Annotated in this window: 18 protein-coding genes; 8 read left to right on the plus strand and 10 right to left on the minus strand. The window is 42.6% G+C overall.

Annotated elements, in window-relative coordinates:
• Positions 1-418 precede the first annotated feature (418 nt).
• The 5 genes from FHS86_RS11530 to FHS86_RS11550 all read right to left on the minus strand — a co-directional run bounded on the left by FHS86_RS11530 (position 419) and on the right by FHS86_RS11550 (position 6,219).
• Entirely contained in the window at positions 419-916 is a 498-nt protein-coding gene (locus FHS86_RS11530) for a hypothetical protein (protein ID WP_429413473.1), read from the minus strand.
• A gap of 39 nt (positions 917-955) precedes the next feature.
• Positions 956-1,723 (minus strand): hypothetical protein, encoded by a 768-nt coding sequence (locus FHS86_RS11535; RefSeq protein ID WP_429413476.1) that lies wholly within the window; start codon positions 1,721-1,723, stop codon positions 956-958.
• Between the two features lie 371 nt (positions 1,724-2,094).
• Positions 2,095-4,290, minus strand: a complete 2,196-nt coding sequence (locus FHS86_RS11540) for a CHAT domain-containing protein (RefSeq protein ID WP_429413479.1) — start codon at positions 4,288-4,290, stop codon at positions 2,095-2,097.
• A 62-nt stretch (positions 4,291-4,352) separates the two neighbouring features.
• Entirely contained in the window at positions 4,353-4,889 is a 537-nt protein-coding gene (locus FHS86_RS11545) for a hypothetical protein (protein WP_429413481.1), read from the minus strand.
• Positions 4,890-5,529: 640 nt separating this feature from the next.
• Positions 5,530-6,219, minus strand: coding sequence for a hypothetical protein (locus tag FHS86_RS11550; RefSeq protein ID WP_429413483.1), 690 nt, complete (start codon positions 6,217-6,219; stop codon positions 5,530-5,532).
• Positions 6,220-9,177: 2,958 nt separating this feature from the next.
• Between FHS86_RS11550 and leuS the strand changes: the two genes are divergently transcribed.
• Positions 9,178-11,841, plus strand: coding sequence for a leucine--tRNA ligase (leuS, locus tag FHS86_RS11555; protein WP_429413486.1), 2,664 nt, complete (start codon positions 9,178-9,180; stop codon positions 11,839-11,841).
• Positions 11,842-11,917: 76 nt separating this feature from the next.
• Here the strand turns inward: leuS and FHS86_RS11560 are convergent, their stop codons facing one another.
• Positions 11,918-12,703, minus strand: coding sequence for an outer membrane beta-barrel protein (locus FHS86_RS11560; RefSeq protein ID WP_429413488.1), 786 nt, complete (start codon positions 12,701-12,703; stop codon positions 11,918-11,920).
• A 194-nt stretch (positions 12,704-12,897) separates the two neighbouring features.
• Between FHS86_RS11560 and FHS86_RS11565 the strand changes: the two genes are divergently transcribed.
• Positions 12,898-13,752, plus strand: coding sequence for a YitT family protein (locus tag FHS86_RS11565; RefSeq protein ID WP_429413491.1), 855 nt, complete (start codon positions 12,898-12,900; stop codon positions 13,750-13,752).
• Between the two features lie 190 nt (positions 13,753-13,942).
• The gene (locus tag FHS86_RS11570; RefSeq protein WP_429413494.1) at positions 13,943-15,235 is read left to right on the plus strand and encodes a M23 family metallopeptidase; all 1,293 of its coding nucleotides are present in this window, start codon (positions 13,943-13,945) and stop codon (positions 15,233-15,235) included.
• Positions 15,236-15,281: 46 nt separating this feature from the next.
• Here the strand turns inward: FHS86_RS11570 and purN are convergent, their stop codons facing one another.
• Positions 15,282-15,845, minus strand: coding sequence for a phosphoribosylglycinamide formyltransferase (gene purN / locus FHS86_RS11575; RefSeq protein WP_429413497.1), 564 nt, complete (start codon positions 15,843-15,845; stop codon positions 15,282-15,284).
• Between the two features lie 168 nt (positions 15,846-16,013).
• Here purN and FHS86_RS11580 point away from each other — a divergent pair, with 168 nt between their 5' ends.
• The 5 genes from FHS86_RS11580 to rprY all read left to right on the plus strand — a co-directional run bounded on the left by FHS86_RS11580 (position 16,014) and on the right by rprY (position 20,603).
• On the plus strand, positions 16,014-16,250 hold the full coding sequence (locus FHS86_RS11580; RefSeq protein ID WP_429413500.1) for an acyl carrier protein: 237 nt from the start codon (positions 16,014-16,016) through the stop codon (positions 16,248-16,250).
• Between the two features lie 18 nt (positions 16,251-16,268).
• Positions 16,269-17,513: a beta-ketoacyl-ACP synthase II gene (gene fabF, locus FHS86_RS11585; protein WP_429413502.1), complete on the plus strand. Its 1,245-nt coding sequence runs from the start codon at positions 16,269-16,271 to the stop codon at positions 17,511-17,513.
• Complete coding sequence (rnc, locus tag FHS86_RS11590) at positions 17,510-18,268, plus strand: ribonuclease III (protein ID WP_429413505.1); 759 nt, start codon at positions 17,510-17,512, stop codon at positions 18,266-18,268. Before fabF ends, rnc begins: the two co-directional genes overlap by 4 nt.
• A 94-nt stretch (positions 18,269-18,362) precedes the next feature.
• Positions 18,363-19,910, plus strand: coding sequence for a sensor histidine kinase (locus FHS86_RS11595; protein WP_429413508.1), 1,548 nt, complete (start codon positions 18,363-18,365; stop codon positions 19,908-19,910).
• A gap of 3 nt (positions 19,911-19,913) precedes the next feature.
• On the plus strand, positions 19,914-20,603 hold the full coding sequence (gene rprY, locus FHS86_RS11600; RefSeq protein WP_429413511.1) for a response regulator transcription factor RprY: 690 nt from the start codon (positions 19,914-19,916) through the stop codon (positions 20,601-20,603).
• A gap of 101 nt (positions 20,604-20,704) precedes the next feature.
• Here rprY and FHS86_RS11605 read toward each other — a convergent pair whose 3' ends face one another.
• From FHS86_RS11605 to FHS86_RS11615, 3 genes are all read right to left on the minus strand, one after another.
• Positions 20,705-20,866 carry a YqaE/Pmp3 family membrane protein gene (locus FHS86_RS11605; protein WP_429413514.1) on the minus strand — a complete coding sequence of 54 codons (162 nt, stop codon included), beginning with the start codon at positions 20,864-20,866 and terminating at the stop codon, positions 20,705-20,707.
• 89 nt (positions 20,867-20,955) lie between these two features.
• A complete protein-coding gene (locus FHS86_RS11610) occupies positions 20,956-23,247 on the minus strand; it encodes an LTA synthase family protein (RefSeq protein ID WP_429413517.1) in 2,292 nt (763 codons plus the stop codon).
• Between the two features lie 47 nt (positions 23,248-23,294).
• Entirely contained in the window at positions 23,295-23,759 is a 465-nt protein-coding gene (locus tag FHS86_RS11615; protein ID WP_429413520.1) for a DUF2059 domain-containing protein, read from the minus strand.
• Positions 23,760-23,789: the final 30 nt, after the last annotated feature.

Below are 23,789 nucleotides of genomic sequence, written 5' to 3' on the forward strand. Positions count from 1 at the left end.
TATGGTATTAAGATACAAAATATGAAGCTCATTAAAGAATGTATTCCATTCTATTTATCAACATAGTTATCAAGGGTTTTTAGACAGTCTGACGGTAAATTGTATGTTGTCGTAGCGGATTGCGGGTGATTGTCTGTCCGGCACGGACTAAGACAATCAGGCGGGAATCTGAGCTACGCACACACACAGAAACCGCTATGCAATATACAAAATGTTACAAACCGTATTTATTTTGTTACTTAAATCGGTCTGTTATTTTATTAATCATTAAAAATTAACTGTTGACTATCTGTGAATATGAAAAAGTAGTGGCAGGTTACGTGATATATTGTTGTTAAGTCGTGAAGCTGTTTGAGCCGTCTACTAAACTTGAATTTATCATCGCCCTGCCATTACTAATCAAACTGAATGGTGCGTTTTAGAATCTAATTCCAAAACTAGCATAAAGACCATTAGTGTCATCTGTTCCTTTTTCATAAAGCTTATAATTGTAGCCAACGCTTACGAATGCAATTTTTTTTATGTAAGCACGACAAGATAAATCTATATATAAATAAGCTTTTTCGTCAGTAAAGTTGGATAATCCCCCACCAACATCTGCTAAAATTTCAAAGCATCCATTTGCCCAGAAGCTTTCTTGTTCTCCTTCAAAAAAAACATATCCAACACCAACACCGATGGATGATAAAGCGTCATAATCTTTATTAGCGTTATCAAATTCTGATGTTTCTTTAAATAGTATACCACATGATAAAGATTCTGAAACCGGGTAAAATACTCCCAAGTTAAAACTAGAGGAATAACTATTTGTGCCAAAACTATTAAGAAAAGGTGTTGCAGATAAATCTAATTGTAGACCTTTATTTGATTGAGCTTCTACAATAAATACCATACTCATAAACAGAGTAAGTATCATGATTCTTTTTTTACTAAATATACTCATATTCGGTGTCGTTTATAATTGAGCCCAACAATTAACAGCAGCTGTTGTCGCAGCGGCACATTTAAGCCAGAGTATCCAAACACCTGTAGTGGCTGTTGTAGTAGCAGCTGCTGCACAAGCCGCAACTGCTGTAGCTGTTTTTATTGTACACTCTATTTTTTGTTTATTCTTTTTAAACCAACTGCCTAAACTTTTAAGCTGAACTTCTTCTAAATTTTCGCCATAACGTAATGTTACAAAAATCATTTCAGAAGACAACATGACATTTTCTAATATTATTGTTTTTTCCCAATTTGCTAATCCCTCATCGTTTTTAATTTCATCAATATATATATCACGCTGTTCAGACATTAGGCTAATAGCTTCTTCTTTGGAAGAAGATGTAGTATCAATATCAATATTTAATAACCTATCTGCCATTTCATCCATATACCCTTGTAAAACGTTTATATCAATTGTGTCTTCAGCTGAAGAGGTAGATTTTAACATAGTTGTTGAACTAAATGTATTTTCTAATTTTTCTTGGAAAAGAGAAATGACTTGTTCACTCTTGTCTGTGTTTGATGAATTAGTCGCTTTTAAAGATTTTTCGTTGTCAAAAACTTCAATAAAGCTATTTTCATATAGTTCAACTGTTGTATAGATATCCTCTAAATGAGATTCTGATATTTCAATACTTGCATCACAGTTGCTATCTTGTTCATAATTGCTACAAGATTGAATTAATAATACGCTCAACAAAATGAAAATTGTTTTTTTCATAATAATTGTTTTTTTCATGATAAATTAGTTTTATGATTTATTTAGAGATGCCTTACTTTGTTATAGAGTGTTCAGGTCAAATTTTTCTCTTGTTATAAGCATTGTTTCTCACTTATTTTTTTCTCCAAAGTAGAGATACTCTTTGGTGTGGTTTATGTTTAAATTGCTTATATCTATAAAATCGTTGAATAGTTATCTGATACAAAACTAAACTTTATAATCAGTGAAATTTGCAAAGTGTAATAATGTGTTAGGTGCTGCGGTTTATATGGTTTGTAACGGAAAATTGTAAGTGGCGTGGCAGATTGCGTGTGATTCTCTGTCCGCATACCCACTATGTTTGGTGCGGGTATGATTGTTGAAATTTGCACTAAAACTGCCATGATCATTTACAAAATGTTAGGTGTTGTTGTTGTATTTATTTTTATATATTCATTTATCCAATTTTCAAAATATAACAAATCTGCACGACCAATTATTGAATATGATAACCATTCATTATTTAATTCATTGAACTTAAATTCTTTTTGCGTAGAATTAGTTCTTAAAAGATTTTCTAGCCTTTTATAAGAACCAGTTCTTTTACTAAAAATCATTGTTTCAGTTAATATTTCGGAGATGGTTGAAACATCAATTTCTTTTAATAGACCCTTTGATTGAGCTTTTAAAATTGATTCATGAATTAACATTGTCCTTAAAACGTGAGACATGAAATTTAACCAATTTGAATGATACATCTTACCACGCTGTTGTGAAAGCTTGTTTAATATTCTAATAATTAAAGTCGCAGCATCTTTTATTAAAATAGGAAGAAAAGTTGTTGTCACAGTAAATGCACCTGCTTCCATAAATGCATCACTTAAAAATTTCACATAACCATAATTGGGCATTGTATTGCATGCTGATAACATCACAAGAGGTGCATGGATTCCATTTTTAACAATGTCGTCACCCGTTAGATATACATTATTGTCATGATCAATTATTAGATAACTAGAAAGTGATTCTTTATCAAAATCTCCATGACAATCAAAAATTAAAAATTCTGGGGAGTACTTCTTAATCGCAATATTAATTTCATCAATTGTATAACATTTTTCGCTATGAAAATGTAATTTGTCTTTATATGAATCAATAAAGTCAAACATTTGATGCATTTTAATATCACTTTTAGATGCACAATGAATTATTAAAGTCCGTTCAATTATATCATCGCCAATTGTAAAATTAAATCGTTGATTATGAATTGCATTGTTGATTATTGCATTTTGATTATATTCTGGGATTCGACAAATGTCGTGTGTAAAACAAAGTGGTAACTCATTTAGAATAATCCATTCAAAAGGTAAATCACTAATAACAGCAATTTGACCGTTTCGATTAGTAATATAATCTTGCGTTTTATCTGTAAAAACTAATTCATTAAGTTTCTTTCCAAACTTATTTATTTTAGAAATTGCATTCTTTTTATCTGAAAAGCCAACTTCAAAATGAGACAAATCAAGATTTATTGATTTTCCAATATTGGGTAGTCGAATAACAGGAGAATAGTTGAAAAGTGCATGCAAATATCCTGCACAATCAAGAAAGTTCAACTTGTTTGATATTTGGCTTAATATCATTTTTATACCATCAGGACTAAGTTGTTCTGTAATATTTGAATCGATTTTAATTTGATAGTTCAAATCTTGTTCACTTTGGAATACCTTTAGGAATGCTTTTTCTATTTTAGATGGTTTTTTTAATACCCTTTTAATTTTTGGGAAATTATATGGTGATATAATTATTAGAGTTGGTAAGATAGGATCAAAACCATGTATAGGTTTTATACCTACTTCATTAATCATTATATGCGTTAGGCTGTCTATTTTTTGAGCCTGTGAAATGATTTCATTAATTCTTTCTGACGGAAGAGTTATTTTAGTTTTATTAGTTCCCTTTTTTCCATATTCTAACCAATAATTACCTATGACTTGATTTAAAATATAGAAATTATTTTCTGCAAGGTTAGAACCATATACGGGATTGTCGTTGTAAAACGTTCTATTCTCATTTATTTTAAAATTATTTATTCTTGGTGTGTTATACTGTTTTGATATTAAGTCATTTAATGCTGGTAAATCTTTTTTTAAAAGTTCAATAAATTCAGTTGAATTATTAAATTGTTTTTGTGAATTATACTTTGTAAAATCTTTAGTCTCATTTATTATAGTAAAATATGCATATGGTAAATCATCAACAATTTTTGAAATTGTCGAATGTGAATTAATATTTGAATCAATAATAAATACATAGATTATTGAATTGTTAAACTCGTTTGAATAACTCTTAAATTCATCTGCCGAATGTATTTTATCTGGTGTAAAAAAATTATCTGGTATTGAAAAAAGATTAACTGTATTCCTAATATTAAACCGATATAAAAAGTCAAAATGATTAATGGAACTATCCAGTTGCAATAAATCTTTTGGCATTTCTCTAAGTAATCTCAATGCTTTAATATTGAAATCTGTATCAGTTAATGAATGTTCTTTCGATATAAGAATATACTGAATTTGAGAAATAGAAATAGTTTTTGACTTCATTTATCTATATGTTTTTCTTGCACCTGCGTCATTTTCAATAACACCTAACTAGTTTATATATCTCACTTTGTCGTCTTTTTCTTGTTTTTTATGTTCATTAGCCTTGGTGGCGAATGGATCGCAATGGAATGAAGTATTCGCGTTTGCTTGCTGTTTTCTGGCTTTCTTTTGGATGCCTCCCTTACTGTTGGACATTGAAACAGTCCTTGCACATGCAGCTTTTGGGCAAGCGGCACAGGGACCGCTTTATGTTCCTGCTTCACCGGAGCGTGTCCGCGATCAGGAAGTTTCGAACCTGCTTCGCGCTGCTTTACAGCATCGGCAACAGGCGCTATGGACGGAAGGTCACGGCTTTCGGAGCCGGCCGCCACTGCATGGGTTTGCTTCGTTTCATTGGAAGTAAGTACAACAAGATCAGGAAAATGCTGCTTTAACAGTTGATAATTTTCACGCGTATAGTCGAAATACCAACAGCGCCAGGTGCGGCTGTAAGTAGCTCCCAGGGCCTTTAGCCGATCACTCGTTGGACGGTGGTAGGGGAAAAAGACCCCAATCCGGCTGGCATGCCGATGTTCGATTTTTTTCAGGGTAAGCACCATGGCACTTTTTGTTTGGTGCTACAATTTAATAAAATATTTTATTGTAACATGCATCAAAAGCTAAAATATGCTGTACCTTGTTTAGTAGGAAAAGGGAATGAGGGAATGAGGGAATGAGTGCCTGAGTACCTGAGTACATAAGTTCATAAGAAAGCCTTTTCGAAGCAAGTAAGCAGTCCACTATCCGCGCACCAACCAGCAACGAGCAATCCGCCGGTAGGCGGACAGGCCAGTAACCAGCAACGAGCAACGAGCAACGAGCAACCATTTCCTATCGCTTTCAACCCATTTCTATTGTGTTCTATTGTGTCTATTGTGGTTTTTTCTTGAGTGCCTGAGTGCCTGAGTGCCTGAGTTCATAAGTCCTAAGTCCAAAGTGCAAAAGTCCATGAGTGCATGAGTTTATAAGTACTAAGTCCTAAGCCCAAAATGTCAAATTGTCTAGTGTCTTGTGTCTTTTTTGTCTAAAGTCTAATATCTAAAGTCTTAATACCTGATACCATTTCTTCCATCTTCCTTTTTCCTTTTGACTTTCAGACTTTTGACTTTCAGACTTTTTTGTCTTGTGTCCTTCGTCGAACAAAAAAGGATGGTCCCCCCCCGCAGAACCATCCTTGATCAATCGATATTAAAATTGCTACTAGGCCGCCTGCTCATCTGTAGGACCACCCCGATGACCACCACCACGGTAGTCAACAATGGTCCGGGCATTCTGGTAAGCCCTGTAAAAATCAGCCTCTGTGTACTCGAAGGGAGCAATCAGCAGGTCGATCTTCTCCTTTAACAGCTGGTCCAACTCCTTCATCGTCTGACCGATATTCAAAGTTGAAACCTTTTTTACACTCACAGCAACACGCCTTTTGGGTATGGCTGCTTTAAACTCCGAATTCAAGGTCTGCATTTCATCCAAATGCTCCTGGTTCAGAAAAAACTGGCCCAACTGATCAATCTGTGGCAAGGCCAGTCCGTGTACCAGTGTTACAATGTCTGAAAATACCGGATCCGATTTTGCATTCAGAACACTCACGGTATACGAACATTTCACCTTGAGTTCCTGATTATTGGTCGTAACAGCCAGGGCCTTTAAGGCCGATAGCGTTCGCATGAGCAGCTCCATTAACTGCTTCCGCAGGGATGCTTTAATCGCTGTAAGTCCCGATTCATTGCTTTCCTGAATCTGCCGGTAATTGTCGATAATGGCAAACTTCGATTTAAATTCGCCATGCGCTGCAGCCAGCACTTCCAAAGTAGAAAAAGCAGCTGCATTGTCTTCCAATACCTGATTAACAGCAAAATACATCCTTGCCTTATTAATCTGATTTTGATTCACCTTTTTTCATTTTAAATGTTTAGAATAGTTTTATTCAATTTACACCGTTCAAACCTTATCTTCCAAGGCGAACGTTAGCATACACTTATTCAGCCGAATGCCTTGCTTCATCCTGCTAAATAACGGGAGTTCTTTTCTCTGGATTACCTGTATTGATTGAAATTGTTTCATGAACTCGGGGGATTTCATGTATAAATTAAAATCACTACAAATTTTAAGAATAAATTGAATAAAAGTCAAGAGCTAATGGCATCTTTTTCAGTATAATCTGTTAAAAATGAGCCTTCGAACTTTCTCCGTGCCGCGGTGCCTCTGTGTTTAAAGCTTTTTCTTCCAAATTCGACATAAAACTTACCACAAACGACATTTTTTTATCCTCGGGAAGCATTAAAAGCATCAAAATGCGCTTGCTCATTACAATTAATCCATTCCAGCACACCTCTGACGACTTAAAATACACCTCTAGCGATACAAAGCTGACTTCTTGGCACTTGAATCGGACTCCTTGGCAGCTAAAACTGACTCCTTGGCAGTCAAAACTGACTCCTTGGCACTTGAAGCGATCATCTGGATCAACAAAACTGACTCCTTGGCACACAAAGCTGACTGCTTGGCAGTTAACACAGTTTCTGAGTGCCTGAGTGTGCCTGAGTGCCTGAGTTCCTTAGTGCCTTAGTTCCTGAGTGCATGAGTGCATGTGTTTATAAGAAAACCTTTTCGAAGCAAGTTAGCAGTCCACTATCCGCGCACCAACCAGCAACCAGCAATCCGCCGGTAGGCGGACAGGCCAGCAACCAGCAACCAGCAACGAGCAACCAGCAACCATTTCCTATCGCTTTCAACCCATTTCTATTGTGTTCTATTGTGTCTATTGTGGTTTTTTCTTGAGTGCCTGAGTTCCTGAGTTCCTGAGTTCCTGAGTTCCTGAGTGCCTGAGTGCCTGAGTCCAAAGTCTAAAGTCTAATATCTAAAGTCTTAATACCTGATTCCATTTCTTCCATCTTCCTTTTGACTTACTGACTCATTCGACTTTTTTGTCTCGATACTTAAAAAGGAAGGCAATTGGAAGCAATAGAAAGCAGTTGTTTGAAAACAATAACATTCTCCTTCAGCAACGAAGAGCACGACAACCGACAAGCAATCTACCCCTCCTAACCTCCCCTTCAGGGGAGGGATAGTGGCTACCAAATTATGATTTACTCTCACATTACATTGCACAACCCAAAACTGATTCCCTGACAGTTAAAGCATCCGCTTCAATTCTTGTCCGGCAACTGACGGAAGCTCTCCAAAGTAAAAAGTCAGAAAGGCATTGCTCAGAAAGGCAATGAGGAAGTCCTTGACCAGCCTCGCTTAGCCAAAGGAGCATTGACGCTTTCAACCACTATAACCATTACAACAATTAGAACCACTACAACAATTACTTTTTCCGATCATCAACAAATAAGGTAAATAAGCTGAACAGTGCCACCCATTAGCTACTAAGGTTTAAAAACAAAAATAAGGTGTTAGCCCTCCCTACAAAGCAAGTTAGCAGTCCACTATCCGCGCACCAACCAGCAACGAGCAACGAGCAACCATTTCCTATCGCTTTCAACCCATTTCTATTGTGTTCTATTGTGTCTATTGTGGTTTTTTCTTGAGTTCCTGAGTGCATGAGTGCATGAGTGCATGAGTGCATGAGTGCATGAGTTTATAAGTACTAAGTCCTAAGCCCAAAATGTCAAATTGTCTTGTGTCTTGTGTCTTTTTTGTCTAAAGTCTAATATCTAAAGTCTTAATGCCTGATTCCATTTCTTCCATCTTCCTTTTGACTTACTGACTCATTCGACTTTTTTGTCTCGATACTTAAAAAGGAAGGCAATTGGAAGCAATAGAAAGCAGTTGTTTGAAAACAATAACATTCTCCTTCAGCAACGAAGAGCACGACAACCGACAAGCAATCTACCCCTCCTAACCTCCCCTTCCGTCAGGGGACGGACAAGTCAGGGGAGGAATAGTGGCTACCAAATTATGATTTACTCTCACATTACATTGCACAACCCAAAACTGATTCCCTGACAGTTAAAGCATCCGCTTCAATTCTTGTCCGGCAACTGACGTAAGCTCTCCAAAGTAAAAAGTCAGAAAGGCATTGCTCAGAAAGGCAATGAGGAAGTCCTTGACCAGCCTCGCTTAGCCAAAGGAGCATTGACGCTTTCAACCACTATAACCATTACAACAATTAGAACCACTACAACAATTACTTTTTCCGATCATCAACAAATAAGGTAAATAAGCTGAACAGTGCCACCCATTAGCTACTAAGGTTTAAAAACAAAAATAAGGTGTTAGCCCTCCCTACACAGCAAGTAAGCAGTCCACTATCCGCGCACCAACCAGCAACGAGCAACCAGCAACCATTTCCTATTGCTTTCCATTGCTTTCTTTTACCACAAAGAACACGAAGTACGCACAAAGGGAACTAAGGAAAAGTACCTGAGTACCTGAGTACCTGAGTGCCTGAGTGCCTGAGTTTATAAGAAAACCTTTTCGAAGCAAGTTAGCAGTCCACTATCCGCGAACCAACCAGCAACCAGCAACCAGCAACCATTTCCTATCGCTTTCAACCCATTTCTATTGTGTTCTATTGTGTCTATTGTGGTTTTTTCCTGAGTTCCTGAGTTCCTGAGTTCCTGAGTACCTGAGTACCTGAGTCCAAAGTCTCAAGTCTAATGTCTAATATCTAAAGTCTTAATGCCTGATTCCATTTCTTCCATCTTCCTTTTTCCTTTTTCCTTAATGACTTACTGACTCATTGACTTTTTCCTTTCTGACCTTCTGACCTTTGACTTTAGACTGTCTTGCGTCTTGATACCTGATTCCTCTTTCCGAAACTTTTAAGCGCTTTGTACAGGTGCTCGCCAACTTTTTTCTATTTTTGCAGCCTGATTGTTAAACCCTTATTATTCCAACAAAATGGACTATCAATTTTCAGCATACGAAAAAAAGTGGCAGCAGTATTGGTTAGAGAATAAAGTATTTGCCAGCGAGGCCGATACTTCGAAACCAAAATTCTACTGTCTCGATATGTTTCCCTACCCTTCGGGCGCCGGACTGCACGTGGGACATCCCGAAGGATATACGGCCACCGACATCATTTGCCGTTACAAACGCGCCAAAGGGTTTAACGTACTGCACCCCATGGGCTGGGATGCTTTTGGCCTGCCCGCCGAGCAGTATGCCATCCAAACCGGAACCCACCCGGCCATCACCACCCAAAAAAACTGTGACAATTTCAGACGCCAAATCCAGTCGCTCGGATTGAGCTACGACTGGGACCGCGAGATCAATACCACCGATCCGGCCTATTTCAAATGGACCCAATGGATTTTCATCCGTTTGTACAACACCTGGTTCGACAGCGAACAGCAAAAAGGACGCCCCATCGACGAACTGCCCATTCCGGCCGAAATTGAAAAAGCCGGAAAGGAAGCCCTCACCGAATACATCAACTCCAAACGGCTGGCTTATTACGACAATGCCCAGGTTTGGTGGTGCAAGCACTGCAAAACAGTGTGCGCCAACGAAGAAGTGCTCAACGACGGTTCGCATGAAAAATGCGGCACAAAGGAAGTCGAACGACGCTATCTGAAACAATGGATGTTGCGCATCCCCCATTATGCCGAACGGCTGCTCTCGGGCCTCGACCAACTCGACTGGCCCGAAGGTGTGAAAGACATGCAACGCAACTGGATTGGAAAATCGACCGGTGCCGAGGTCGATTTTAAGGTGGAAGGCCTGGAACAAAAACTACGCGTATACACCACCCGCCCCGACACCCTGTTTGGAGCCACCTACATGGTCATTGCCCCCGAACACCAGCTGATTAACGAGCTGGTAAGCGCTGACAAAAAAGCCGAAGTGGAAGCCTACATCAGGGCGGCTGCTTTGAAAAGCGACCTCGACCGCACCGAGCTTTCAAAAGAAAAAACCGGCGTCTTTACCGGCCGCTTTGCCATCAACCCCATCAACGGCAAACAAATTCCCATTTGGGTGGCCGACTATGTGCTGATGGGTTATGGCACCGGAGCCATCATGGCCGTGCCTGCTCACGACACACGCGACTTTGAATTTGCCCAAACCTTCAACATCGCCATCGATTGCATTCTCGACCCAGGCAGCAAGGCCGATGACCAACTGCGCGAAAAAATACTGCTTGGAGAAGCCTGCTGGACCGACGACGGCGAATACATTAACTCGGCCAACCCCGAACTGGGACTCGACATCAACGGAAAGTCGAAAAAAGAAGGCATTGCCACGGTAATCGACTGGCTCGAAAAGCAGAATCTGGGAAAAGCAACCATCAACTATAAAATACGCGACTGGCTGTTCAGCCGTCAACGCTACTGGGGCGAGCCCTTCCCCATTATTCACTGGGAAGATGACGAAATTTCGGTTGTTGAAGACAAGGATCTGCCCGTTGTGCTGCCCGAAACCGACCATTACCTTCCCAGCCAGTCGGGCGAATCGCCACTGGCCAATGCCAGCGAATGGCTGGAGGTAAAAGATGAAAACGGACGCCGTGGACGCCGCGAAACCAATACCATGCCACAGTGGGCCGGCTCATGCTGGTACTACCTGCGCTACATCGACCCTAAAAACGACCAGGAACCTTTCAGCAAGGTGAAAGAAAATTACTGGATGCCCGTCGACCTTTACATTGGTGGTGCCGAACATGCCGTACTGCACCTCTTGTACAGCCGCTTCTGGCACAAGGTACTGTTCGATCTGGGCGTGGTTTCAAGCGACGAACCCTACAAGCAACTGTACAACCAGGGCATGATTCTGGCCTTTGCCTACGAAACCGCTTCGGGCTCGAAAGTCCCCTCCGACCTGGTGGACGAGCGCGATGGACGCTACTTCCACACCGAAACAGGGGAAGAATTGAAACAGATTGTGGCCAAAATGTCGAAATCGCTCAAGAATGTGGTCAACCCCGACGATGTGGTCGACAAATACGGTGCCGACTCGCTCCGCCTGTATGAAATGTTCATGGGCCCGCTCGACGCCACCAAGCCGTGGACCGATACGGGTGTTAAGGGCGTTTCCAACTTCCTGAAAAGGGTATTCTACTTCTTTGCCGACACCAACAACCTGAGCGAGGGAGAAGAAGACAAGGAAACCCTGAAGCTGCTGCATCAAACCATTAAGAAAGTAGGCGACGACATCGAGGACATGAAGTTCAACACGGCCATTTCGCAAATGATGATCTTCACCAACCATTGCTACAAAGCAAAAAAGGTGACCCGCGAAACAGCCGAAACCTTTGCCAAAGTGCTGGCGCCTTATGCGCCTCACCTGGCCGAAGAACTTTGGGCAATCTATGGCAACGATCCGGCTGTTTGTCAGCAGCCCTGGCCCGAAGTAAACGAAACTTACCTTGTCGAAAACACCTTTGAATATCCTGTTTCATTCAACGGCAAAATGCGTTTCAAGGTCGAACTGGCGGCCGACCTGCCTGTTCCCGAAATAGAAAAAGCAGCTACCAGCCACGAACTGGCTCAAAAATGGCTCGACGGAAAGCAGATCGTGAAAATCATTGTGGTACCGAAAAAAATTATCAACATTGTAGTTCGCTAATGCTTCGGAACTCATACAACAAAAGGCTGAAATCGTTTGACTTCAGCCTTTTGTTTTACTTATTACTTTACACAGCTTATTGCACCAGTATCTTTTTATAGGTTCGCTTACCATCGCCACCGGCTGTAAAAGTGGTGTGCTTCTTTTTAGCCAGCGAAAGTTCATAACTTAAGGTAAGCCGAATGCCCCGGTTAAAGCGCTCACCACTTTCCGACAACAACAACTGACTGCCTGTATATCCTTCAAATTCTTCACTTGCCGGAAAGGTGCTGGCCACACCATAATAATAAGCAAGCTTAATGGTAAGATAGCTTTGACCGGTAAACGAATAGGTAGGAATGCGCAAACCCACGCCTGCATCCAGTCCGTAATCCCACTTTTGTAACAAAGCCGGGGGCACCAGCACGTCGAGCTCATTACTCACGATGTGCTCCTTCAGATTGTTGGCAACAAAGGGTCCGGCAAAGAACATCACCTCGGGAGGTACTCCCCGCAGTGGTTCAAACAAACGAAAATGAATTTCGGGAGTTAACGAAAAAGCAAGGTATTGCGACTGGTAAGCATGGTTCTTCTCACCGGGAAATCGCGCTCCGCTTCGCCGGTAAGAAATGCTTGTATTCAGGGAAAAAACACGGGCCAGATGCATTCTGAAATCCATTCCCCCCGTCTGGTCCAGATAGCGCTTTTGTGCGATCCCATCGTACGGAGTGCCTGAATAAGTAGTGAAAGGCACCATCACGCCACCATGAATACCAACAAAATACTCCTTCTTGTCGAACTTCTGCCGCGACACGCCAAAAGGACTTTGTGCCGCAAGCACCACGGGAATAAGCAATAATAAAACAATGATAGCTCTGATCATAGGCTGCTGTTTTGTCTGGCCACAATTTAGGATGAAAAAAGATGGCACACAAATTAATAAACAATAAGTAATAATAAAACGCCCGCCCTGTTTCAGCATTCTTCCCCGGCCGTCACTTCGATGATTAAAATCATTTTTTTAGCCTGAATAAAGCAGTTCTTTCGCGGCCGTTTTACACACAAATTAAATTCCGCATGCAGAGCCATTTAAGTACAATAAAAACCTATGGAATCATGTTCCTGGGCTCCCTCCTTTTTGCCCTTGGATGGACCCTTTTTCTGATTCCCGCCGAAATCAACGGAGGAGGAATCAGCGGTGTTGGTGCCCTGGTATATTATGTTACAGGGGTGCCGGCCGGTATTACCTACCTGGCGGTCAATGCCGTGCTGGTGGTCATCGCCATCATCAAGCTGGGCGCCAACTTCGGTGCCAAAACCATCGTAAACATGCTCATTATATCGGTACTGCTTACCGTTTTTCAGAAATACCTGAACAAGCCGCTCATCGACGATAAGTTTTTATCGGCCGTACTGGGTGGAATTGCAGGCGGCATGGGGCTTGGCATGGTTTTCAGCCAGGGAGGCACCACCGGGGGCACCGACATTATTGCCTCACTCGTAACCCGCTACCGTCGCATCAGTCCGGGACGGGTCATTCTTTATTGCGATGTAATCATTATCTCTTCATCGTGGTTTGTTTTCAAATCGGCCGAAATTCTGGTCTATGGCTACGTAAGCATGTGGGTGGTATCGTACACCCTCGATGCCTTTCTCAACGGTTCGAAACAGTCGGCTCAAATTTTCATCTTTTCCAACAAATGGGAAGACATCCGCGATGCCATTCTCCACGAAAACGGCCGGGGTGTTACCATCATGGATGCCACTGGCGGCTATACCGGAAAATCGGTCAAAATTGTAATGACCATTGTTCGGAAAAAGGAAACCAGTGCCGTCTTTAAAAAAGTGAAGGAAATCGATCACGAAGCCTTCATCTCGATGGGCAGTGTGATGGGTGTTTTTGGCGAAGGATTCGACCAGATCAAAGCCTGAAAAGAAGTTGCTGGCAGGGCAAAAATTGAAGGGCATCCATAATTTTTAAGGTACTTTTGAGTTATTTAGAAATCATTCACTTTGATATTGAAGTTTGAAATATCATTTTTGTGCCCCACATGGTGCTTGCATCTCTTGTGCTGTTTTTTTTTAACAAGGGGTATGGTTCCTTTCAACACGAACAAAACAAATGAAGAAATATACCTACGAGATCGTCCTTTTTACACTTGCCATCCTCATCATCGTATTTTCCTTGCTTAAGGAAGAAACGACAAGGAATGAAAAAATGGAAGATGAAGAAATCACGCCAATACCCGAACCTGAACCTGTTTTTGTTTGGGGCTTTCCGCTCGATGCCATCGAAATTGATACCCTTCGCGTTCAACGCAATCAAAGCCTGTCCGACATTCTGCTTCCGAAGGGAATCAGCGCTTATTCCATCGACCGGCTCGCAAAAGCTTCAAAAGAGGTATTCAACGTCAGGTCGATCAAGGCAGGAAACACCTATTACCTGATCAGGCGCGACACCACCGGCATTCCGGGTGCTTTGGTCTACGAAGCTTCCATCACCGACTATGTGGTCTTTCATCTCGACAGTGCCCTGGTTGAAACCGGTACAAAACCGGTCGATTCAGTGCTTCAGCACACCGGAGGCATCATTGAAACATCGCTGTGGGATGCTTTTGTCAGCAATGGCAGCAGTCCGGTGCTCGCAGTTGAATTGTCCGACATCTTCGCGTGGACCATCGATTTCTTTGGAATTCAGCGGGGCGACCAGTTCAAGGTGATTTACGATGCCCTCTATGTCGAAGGCCAATATGCCGGCATCGGGAAAATTCATGCAGCAAGTTTTGTTCACATGGGTTCACCGGTTTCGGCCTATTACTATCATGGCAACGGACAGGAAGGTTACTTTGATGACGAAGGGAACAGCCTGCGCAAGGCCTTCCTGAAAGCTCCCCTTAAATTTTCGCGCATCAGCTCCCGCTTTTCACACAGCCGTTTTCATCCGGTGCTTAAAATCAGAAGACCTCACCATGGCGTCGACTATGCCGCTCCGGCAGGCACCCCGGTTTATTCCATTGGCGATGGAACCGTGGTGAAAAAAGGCTTTCAGCGCAGAGGGGGAGGCAATTACATTAACATCAAGCACAACTCGGTGTACACCTCGCAATACATGCACCTGAAAGGCTTTGCCAAAGGGATGGCCACCGGAACCAGAGTAAAACAGGGACAGCTCATTGGCTATGTGGGAAGTACCGGCTTATCAACAGGCCCCCATCTCGATTTCAGGGTATTCAAAAACGGATCTCCGGTCGATCCGCTCAGGATTGAGGCCCCACCGGTTGAGCCCATCAACGAAACCAATCAACTGCCTTTTATGGCACTTCGAGATTCAATTAAATTACAGCTCGACCAAATTTCAACCATGCCCCAACCCGACCCCGTAACCGAACAGTCCGTCACCAGTCAGGCCAACTAAGGTCCTTGATTCGTCAGGCGGCGCTCAGGCCTCTGAGCCAACGGCCTTACAAGCTGGCAACAAGTTCCCCAATTACCCGGGGGTAGTGCTCATATTCGAGTTGATGCACCTTTTCGGCCACCATTTGTGGCGTATCGTCCGGATGGATCGAACAGCGTGACTGAAAAATAATCTGCCCTTCGTCGTAATTTTCATTAACATAATGAATGGTGATGCCACTTTCCTTTTCACCATTGGCCACTACGGCCCGATGAACATGATCGCCGTACATACCTTTACCGCCATATTTAGGCAACAGTGCCGGATGGATATTTACAATGGTAAAATGATCGGTCAGGCTTTTTGGCACCAGCCACATAAAACCCGCAAGCACCACCATGTCAACACCATAATCTTTCAGGCTTTGTACAATGGCATCGCTGTGATAAAAGGTTTCACGATCGAAAACCATCGTTGGAACATGATATTTCTCAGCCCGCTGAAGTACAAAAGCCCCCCGATTGTTCGAATAAATGCATTCGATGTTCAAATATTCACTCCTTTGAAAATAGCGGACAATGTTCTCAGCATTGGATCCCGACCCGGAAGCAAAAATGGCTATTTTTTTCATTGATAGGTTTTTAAACTGTTTTTAAAGCCGAAATAAAGATGCACAAAAATAACTTACCCCTGCATTTTATCGGCCCTAAAAACCAAAAAATTTGCATAAGTAAACCGTTTGTTATTTACTTTGCAGCGACAAAAATTAAAGTATAATTAATTAACAAAAATTACAACTATGTCTGATATTGCAGGTAAAGTTACAGCGATCATCGTTGATAAATTAGGGGTTGATGAGAGTGAAGTTACTCCCGAAGCCAGTTTCACCAATGACCTTGGCGCTGATTCACTCGACACTGTTGAGTTAATCATGGAATTTGAAAAGGAATTTGACATGGCTATTCCGGATGATCAGGCTGAGAAAATCGGCACTGTAGGAGAAGCAATCAAGTACATTGAAGAAAACACCAAGTAATAACCACTTACTTTTTTTATGGAACTCAAACGAGTAGTAGTAACAGGTCTGGGAACCATTAACCCGCTGGGCCAGAATATTGAAGAATATTGGGAAGGCCTTAAAAACGGGGTTAGTGGAGCAGATGATATTACTCGGTTTGATGCAACCAACTGTAAAACGAGGTTTGCCTGCGAGGTTAAAAACTGGGATCCGCTCAATCATTTTGAGCGGAAAGAAGCCAGGAAATACGATATCTTTACCCAATTCGGGTTGGTAGCGGCCAAGCAGGCAATTCTCGATTCACAAGTTAATCTGGAAACAATCAATAAAGACCGTGTAGGGGTCATCTGGGGTGCCGGAATTGGAGGCTTACAAACTTTTCAGGATGAAATTATCGGATTGAACCCCGATAATCCGAAAACAACTCCCTTCTTTATCCCTAAAATGATTGCCAACATGGCCAGTGGGTGTATCTCAATCGAGTATGGATTCCGTGGACCCAACCTAACCACAGTAACCGCTTGTGCTTCGTCGGCCAACGCCATCATCGATGCGCTTTACTACATCAGAATGGGTAAAGCCGACATGATGGTAACAGGTGGATCGGAAGCAGCCATTACCCTGGCAGGCATTACCGGATTTAATTCGATGCGTGCCATTTCAACCCGGAACGACGACCCCAAAACGGCTTCACGTCCGTTTGACAAGGATCGCGACGGCTTTGTGATGGGCGAAGGCGGTGCTGCCTTAATTCTCGAAGATTATGAGCACGCGGTAAAACGTGGTGCAAAAATATATGCCGAAGTGGCCGGTGGTGCTTTAACTGCCGATGCCTATCACATGACAGCCCCCGATCCCGAAGGAGCAGGCGCCGCCAATGTGATGAAGTTTGCCTGTGATGACGCCGGCATACAGCCCGAACAAGTCGATTACATCAACGTTCACGGTACATCTACCGGGCTGGGCGACATTGCTGAACCCAAAGCGATTATTAAAACTTTTGGAGACCATGCCTACCAGCTAAGCATCAGTTCAACCAAGTCGATGACTGGTCACCTGCTGGGTGCTGCCGGTGCTGCCGAAGGCATTGCGGCCATCATGGCCATCCAAAACAGTTTGATACCGCCCACCATCAACCAGTTTGAACTTGATCCGGAGGTGGACGCCAATCTCGATTTCACTTTCAACAAAGCGAAATCGCGTAATGTCGACTATGCACTGAGCAATACCTTCGGTTTTGGTGGTCACAATGCATCGATTATTTTCAAAAAGTTCAAATGATAACATCACTTTATCAACGAATAAAACTCTTTTCCGGTAAACGAAAAGAGTTTTATTTGTTTTTAAAAGACATCTTGGGTTTTTACCCGGCTAATACCCGGCTCTACGACCTGGCCTTTATTCATCGTTCTGCTTCGATGACCGACTCGATGGGCAAACCCATCAACAACGAGCGGCTCGAATACCTTGGCGATGCCATTTTGGGTGCCGTAATAGCCGAGTACCTTTACAAACGTTTTCCTCAACGCGACGAAGGCTTTCTTACACAAATGCGCTCAAAGCTGGTCAACCGCGCTTTCCTCTCCGACCTGATGAAGGAAATGGGTCTCGACCTCTATATCAAATCGAGAACCATTGGCAACGCAGCCATTTCGAGTATCTACGGCGATGCTTTTGAGGCGCTCATCGGCGCCATCTACCTCGATAAGGGCTATGAGAAAGCCCAATACGTCATTGTGAAGAAGATCCTCAACCCCTACGTCGACCTGAACCTGATCGAAGAACGCGATACCAATTACAAAAGCCAGCTCATCGAGTGGGGACAGAAGAACAAACAGGAAGTGAACTTTGATACACGCGAAGTGGAACATCCCAAAAACAAAAACAACCTCTTTGTTTCCATCGTCAAAATCGAAAACCAAATCAAGGGCAAAGGTTCCGGCATTTCAAAAAAAGAAGCGCAACAGAAAGCAGCTCAGGAGGCACTAAAAATCATCGACACGGAATCGGACCTGACAGGCGTCCCGGAAATCTGAAAGACCCTTAAAACCGGTTAAAAAATGTTGCCCTGCGGTTAAATAATGTTAAGCAAAAGCCACACTCGCTCCCAATCTTATATATTTGCTGCTTATGAGCAAAAGAGTGATTTACCTTTTGATTGCAGTGATGACAATCGTTCTCTCACTTTTGATCATCGTGCAGATGAACATCATCAACAAAGCGGCCAAAATCAAGGAAGAACAATTTGGCCAGCTGGTAAAACGTTGTTTGATGCATGTGGCCACACGGCTCGAAGAGGAAGAAATCAAACAATTCATTTATGCCGAACAGCAAAGAGCCTTGCAGCAGCTGGGCCAAAGTACCGGAAACACCAACGAAACAGGTGTAATCAATCAAAAGCAGATTAATTTCTCCATCAACATGATACAGGATGCCCAGGGCAATGTGCGCGCCAGGGCTTCGTACTCCGAAAGCGACACCCTTTTGAAAACACCCATCCAGGATCCGGCTGCCTTTCAGATCCTGGCCGAACTCAACAACTGGGAACAACAGCGCTTCTATCAAAGCTTTCAAAACCGCAACCTGTTCAACCGGAACCTGCAATACCAGCTCGAACTGGCCAACCGGCCCATTGAGCAACGAATCAATCCTGAGTTTCTGGGGCAGCTGCTGCAACACGAACTGCGAAGCAATGGCATCGATCTCGATTTTGAATATGTGGTAAAATCGTACAACAAGGGAGAAGAGAAAATCATTCTGCAATCGGACGAATACAAAACCACCCGTAAAAGAGAACACCAAACGCCCCTGTTTACCAACGACATTGGCTCACAAAAACCCAATTACCTGAAAGTCTATTTCCCCCGGGTACAGCGCCATTTTCTGGCCGGAACAGGCATCATGGTATTCCCTACCTTCATTCTTGTTTTACTTATAATCGGTATTTTTACCTATACCATATTCATCATTCTGCGTCAAAAAAAGTTATCGATGGTGAAAAACGATTTCATCAACAACATGACGCACGAACTGAAAACCCCCATTTCGACCATTTCGCTGGCCTCGCAAATGTTACGCGACACCTCGGTGAATACCGCACCTGCAACCCTCGAACGCATATCGGGCGTCATCTTCGATGAAAGCAAACGATTGAGCATGCAGGTCGAAAAGGTGCTCCAGATGGCTGTATTTAATGAAGGCCGCCTGAAAATGAAATTCAAGAAATTCGATTTGCACGAGGTCGTAAGTAGCGTGGTTCAGAATTTTGAAATCAGGGTTCATTCATCGAACGGAATGATTACCCTGGATAAAAATGCCACTGCTACCACAATTTATGGCGATCAGGTGCATATCACAAATGTTTTGTTTAACTTGCTCGACAATGCGGTTAAATACAGCAAAGAGCGTCCTGTGATCGAAGTAACAACAGAAAACAGGCACGGAGATTTGGTGATCACAGTGAAAGACAATGGGATTGGCATTGCCCGGGAACACCAGAAACAAATTTTTGAACGCTTCTTCAGAGTACCCACCGGCAATGTCCACGATGTAAAGGGATTTGGTTTAGGGCTTCACTATGTCAGTAAAATTGTTGAAGCACACAAAGGAACCATCAAGGTGGAAAGTGCTGTAAATAAAGGAACCAAATTTATGATCTATTTTCCTATAAAAGAATAAAACATGGATGCTAAAATCAAAATCCTGCTTGCCGAAGATGATGAAAACCTGGGCCTGCTGCTCAAGGAATACCTGATTGCTAAAGGCTACGAAACCGATCTCTTCCCCGATGGAGAAACTGCCTACCACGGCTTCATGCGCAGCCATTATCACCTTTGCCTGCTCGATGTAATGATGCCAAAAAAAGATGGCTTCAGCCTGGCCAAAGACATTCGCCTGGTAAATGCCGACATTCCAATTATTTTTCTTACAGCCAAAAACCTGAAAGAAGATGTGCTGGAAGGCTTCAAACTGGGGGCCGACGATTACATGACCAAGCCCTTTAGCATGGAAGAACTGATTTTCCGTATCGAAGCCATCCTTCGCCGCGTTTCAAGCGATGTGCAAAGCAGCGATCAAACCATCTTCCAGATTGGCAAATTTACCTTTGATACAAGGAAACAATTGTTGACAATCGACGAAACCGAAGTAAAACTCACGACCAAGGAATCGGAATTGCTCCGTCTGTTGGCCAGCAACACCAACAAGGTACTTGAACGCAATTATGCCCTCAAGGCCATCTGGGTCGACGACAATTACTTCAATGCCCGCAGCATGGATGTGTACATCACCAAGCTTCGCAAACACCTGAAGGATGATCCTTCGGTCGAAATCATCAATGTACACGGCAAAGGCTATAAGCTCATTGTATAAAATAAAACAAAACCGGCGATCCAAAATGGAAGCCGGTTTTTTTATTTACTTCTGATCTGCTAAAATTTTGCATCGTGCGATCAGCATGCCATTTTATTCTGCTATTTCTTTGCAATTACCCAAACGGCATGAACAATACCTGGCAGGTAACCCAACAAGGTCAACAACAGATTGAGCCAAAAATGCTTCCCAATTCCAACCTGAAGAAATACACCCAGCGGTGGCAAAATAATCGCAATAATAATTCTTAAAAAATCAGCCATAATTCCAGATTTTATGTTAGATCACCCAAGTTAGGTTTTTTTTATTATAAACCGAATACTATAAACAAGTGATATGATCTTCAGAACAGTTAATGATGAACGATCACTTCAACATTGGCTATACCGAACGGTCGTTGGCCAGGGTTCCACAAATACAAACTCAAAGTATTCAGTGAATCAGCAAATTGTGCTTCAGGAATCATATGGCGTAAACTGGTGCCTTCATCATCAGCCTGTAGTTCATGTGCAGTCCAGTAAACCGTGCTGTCGTTTTCATTCTTCAGCTGTAACACCAGTTTCACCCCGTTTTTATCGCCCTTACTATCAAGTTGAATATCAGCCGTGAGTTCACTTCGCCCCACTTTTACGGGCTGTAACAGATTGAAATATTCCTGATTGATCGCTAAAATACTGTCGATCTTCACACTGGCAATTAGCTCGTGGCCGATGGCATCGCAATACAAGCCGGCCGGTAACAGCTTGTTCTCACTGCACACATAATGGTTGGTATGCTTAAAAATATCCAGCTTTTCCTTCAGCAAAGCCTTTACTTCATTATTTCGTGACAGGCTAAGATGCAACTGTTCATCCACCTGATACAACTTACCTTCAGTCAGAAAATAGTCATTGCAATACAACTCTTCCATCTTCCGCTCCCCGTTCATAAAAGCAAAGCAGCGTTCTGTTGCATGTTCGTCCTCGTCGAGTTTCCCTCCCAATGCTGTGCTGAATTCAGGCAAAGCATCAACATAAGGACTGACCAGATCCAGCAGCGACTCGTACAAATCGAGATGACTTACCGGCTGATGAAAGGTTGCATGTTGCCTGAGTCCTTCTCCATAAATGAGCAGGGGAACATGGTATTTCTTTAAACGATTGTCAAGCGGCACTTCGCTCATGGGATGATCGCCGGTGATCACAAATACCGTTTCTTCAAAACCCCGGAGCTGCTTCAACGAATCAACAAAGGCATGCAAGGCATCATCGACAAACAACAACGATTGCAAATAGGACTGGTACCTTTTCAGAAAAGCCCGGTCGGCTTTGTCTTCCACTTCCTTCAGCAGGGAAGCATAACGTTGGTCATACAGCTCCCGATCAGGGATGCTAAACGGGGAATGACTGCTGCCGGTAAAATAGCAAATAAAATGCGATGCCTCCGGCAAGGTATCGATGACCTGCAAGGACTGATCGAATAGGTCCCTGTCGTTGTAGCCCCAAAAGAACTGATCATCGCCTGTCACAATCCTTTCATACTGAGATGAAAAATTGCTTTTATCGAATACCAGATCGGCCTGATTATATCGAAAGAAACGGTCTTTTTTATGGAACCAGGCCCCTTGTCCGTAAAAAAACGAAGTATGATAATCTACTGCATTCAGCACCGATATCAGACTCAAATGTCGCGGCAGTTCATCGGCCAGGGTAAAACCGTTCTTGCCGTAAGGCAAACTTCCGCAGAGCGACGGAACGGCGGCAAAAGATCGTTCACCCAGGGTGAAACAACAATCCCAGTACAAGCTTTCATCTTTTAAACTGCTCAAAAAGGGCATCAGTTCTACCCCATGATAAGCATGAATGAAATCGTCGCCCAGGCCTTCAACGATGAGCAGAACAAGGTTGGGAGTCTTGCTGAAAGCACGAAACTCCGATCGGGGAAAATCGGAAACAGTTCGCTTGTGTAGTAGCGGATATTCGGGATCGAGGTAGCTATTACTTCGATTGAGTAGCTGAAAGTCAAGGGCGTCACTTTCAGTGTACACTCTGGCTGCCTCATCCTTTGTAGTAAAATAGGTAAAACTTTCGCGGTAGAAATGAAGCGACTTGTTAATGCTAAAGCGATTCATCCGGTGCAGTCCGCTCAATTGAAAGGCCAGAAACAACACTACAGGCAATGCAAAATAAAACCTGATGAAGCCGAAAATTCTTTTCTTACGAAAAGGAAAAAACCGTCCTGCCAGATACACCACAAGCAGGAGCAAAAGGAAAAGAACAACAATTCTGAAATAATGTCCATCGGTGGTTTTAAGCGTAAAGTAAATCTCCTTCAGCGGATACTGGTAAACAAAAGCATCGGGCAAGTCGAGCTGATAACTAAAGTAAAGCAAGGCCAAAAGATGCAGCAAGCCTGCCAGAACAACGAATACAACGAAAGTAGTATTTGCCGCTTTGCTACTCTTTTGCTGTAAAAAGAAATAAACTGGATACAGCACAAGCAAGAGGGTGCTCGTTGCTGCCAGATCGTAAATCAGTCCCAGCGTTTCGAAGCAGAACAGCTGCTGTTGATGTCCGAAATTAATCAACACCAGAGCCAGCTCGATGATTCTGAGCGACAGAACCATCGATGCATTGATCCATAATATTCTCAAGAATGAATTCATCAGCCCCGTAACATCTCAATTTGTTTAATTCAAATTGCTTTACTTTCTTATTTCATCGACTCCAGTTTCTTTTCAACCCGTTGCTGAAATTCAGGCATGTGTTTATTCATCATCGAAGTCATCATTTCAGTCGTTAGTTCAGGTGTTTTTTCAATCATCTTTTTACCGGTAGGCGATTCGTAAAAATCGATCATGTCCTTAATCTCCTCATGGCTGAAATGCTTGTCGTATATCTGAACCATTTCCACATCAATGAGGGTCTTACTGAGTGTTTTGGCCTCTTCGATGACGAAGTTCATAAATTCATCAAACTTTTCTTTCTCGCTTTCATCATTCATTTGTGCCCTGGCTTGTTGAGTAAGGGCCGGAACCATGTTACTCATCATTCCGTCAATCATCTTTTCACTTTGCATCAGGCTAAATAATTTTTTAAGATCTTCCGCTTTGTCCTGTGCAATTGCCCCCATGATAACAGAGAACATCAAAATGGAAACAACTAATAATTTTTTCATGGTTTAACGCTTTAATGGTTTGTAGTTGAG

Source organism: Roseimarinus sediminis (assembly GCF_050433125.1).
GTDB classification, from domain to species: domain Bacteria; phylum Bacteroidota; class Bacteroidia; order Bacteroidales; family Prolixibacteraceae; genus Roseimarinus; species Roseimarinus sediminis.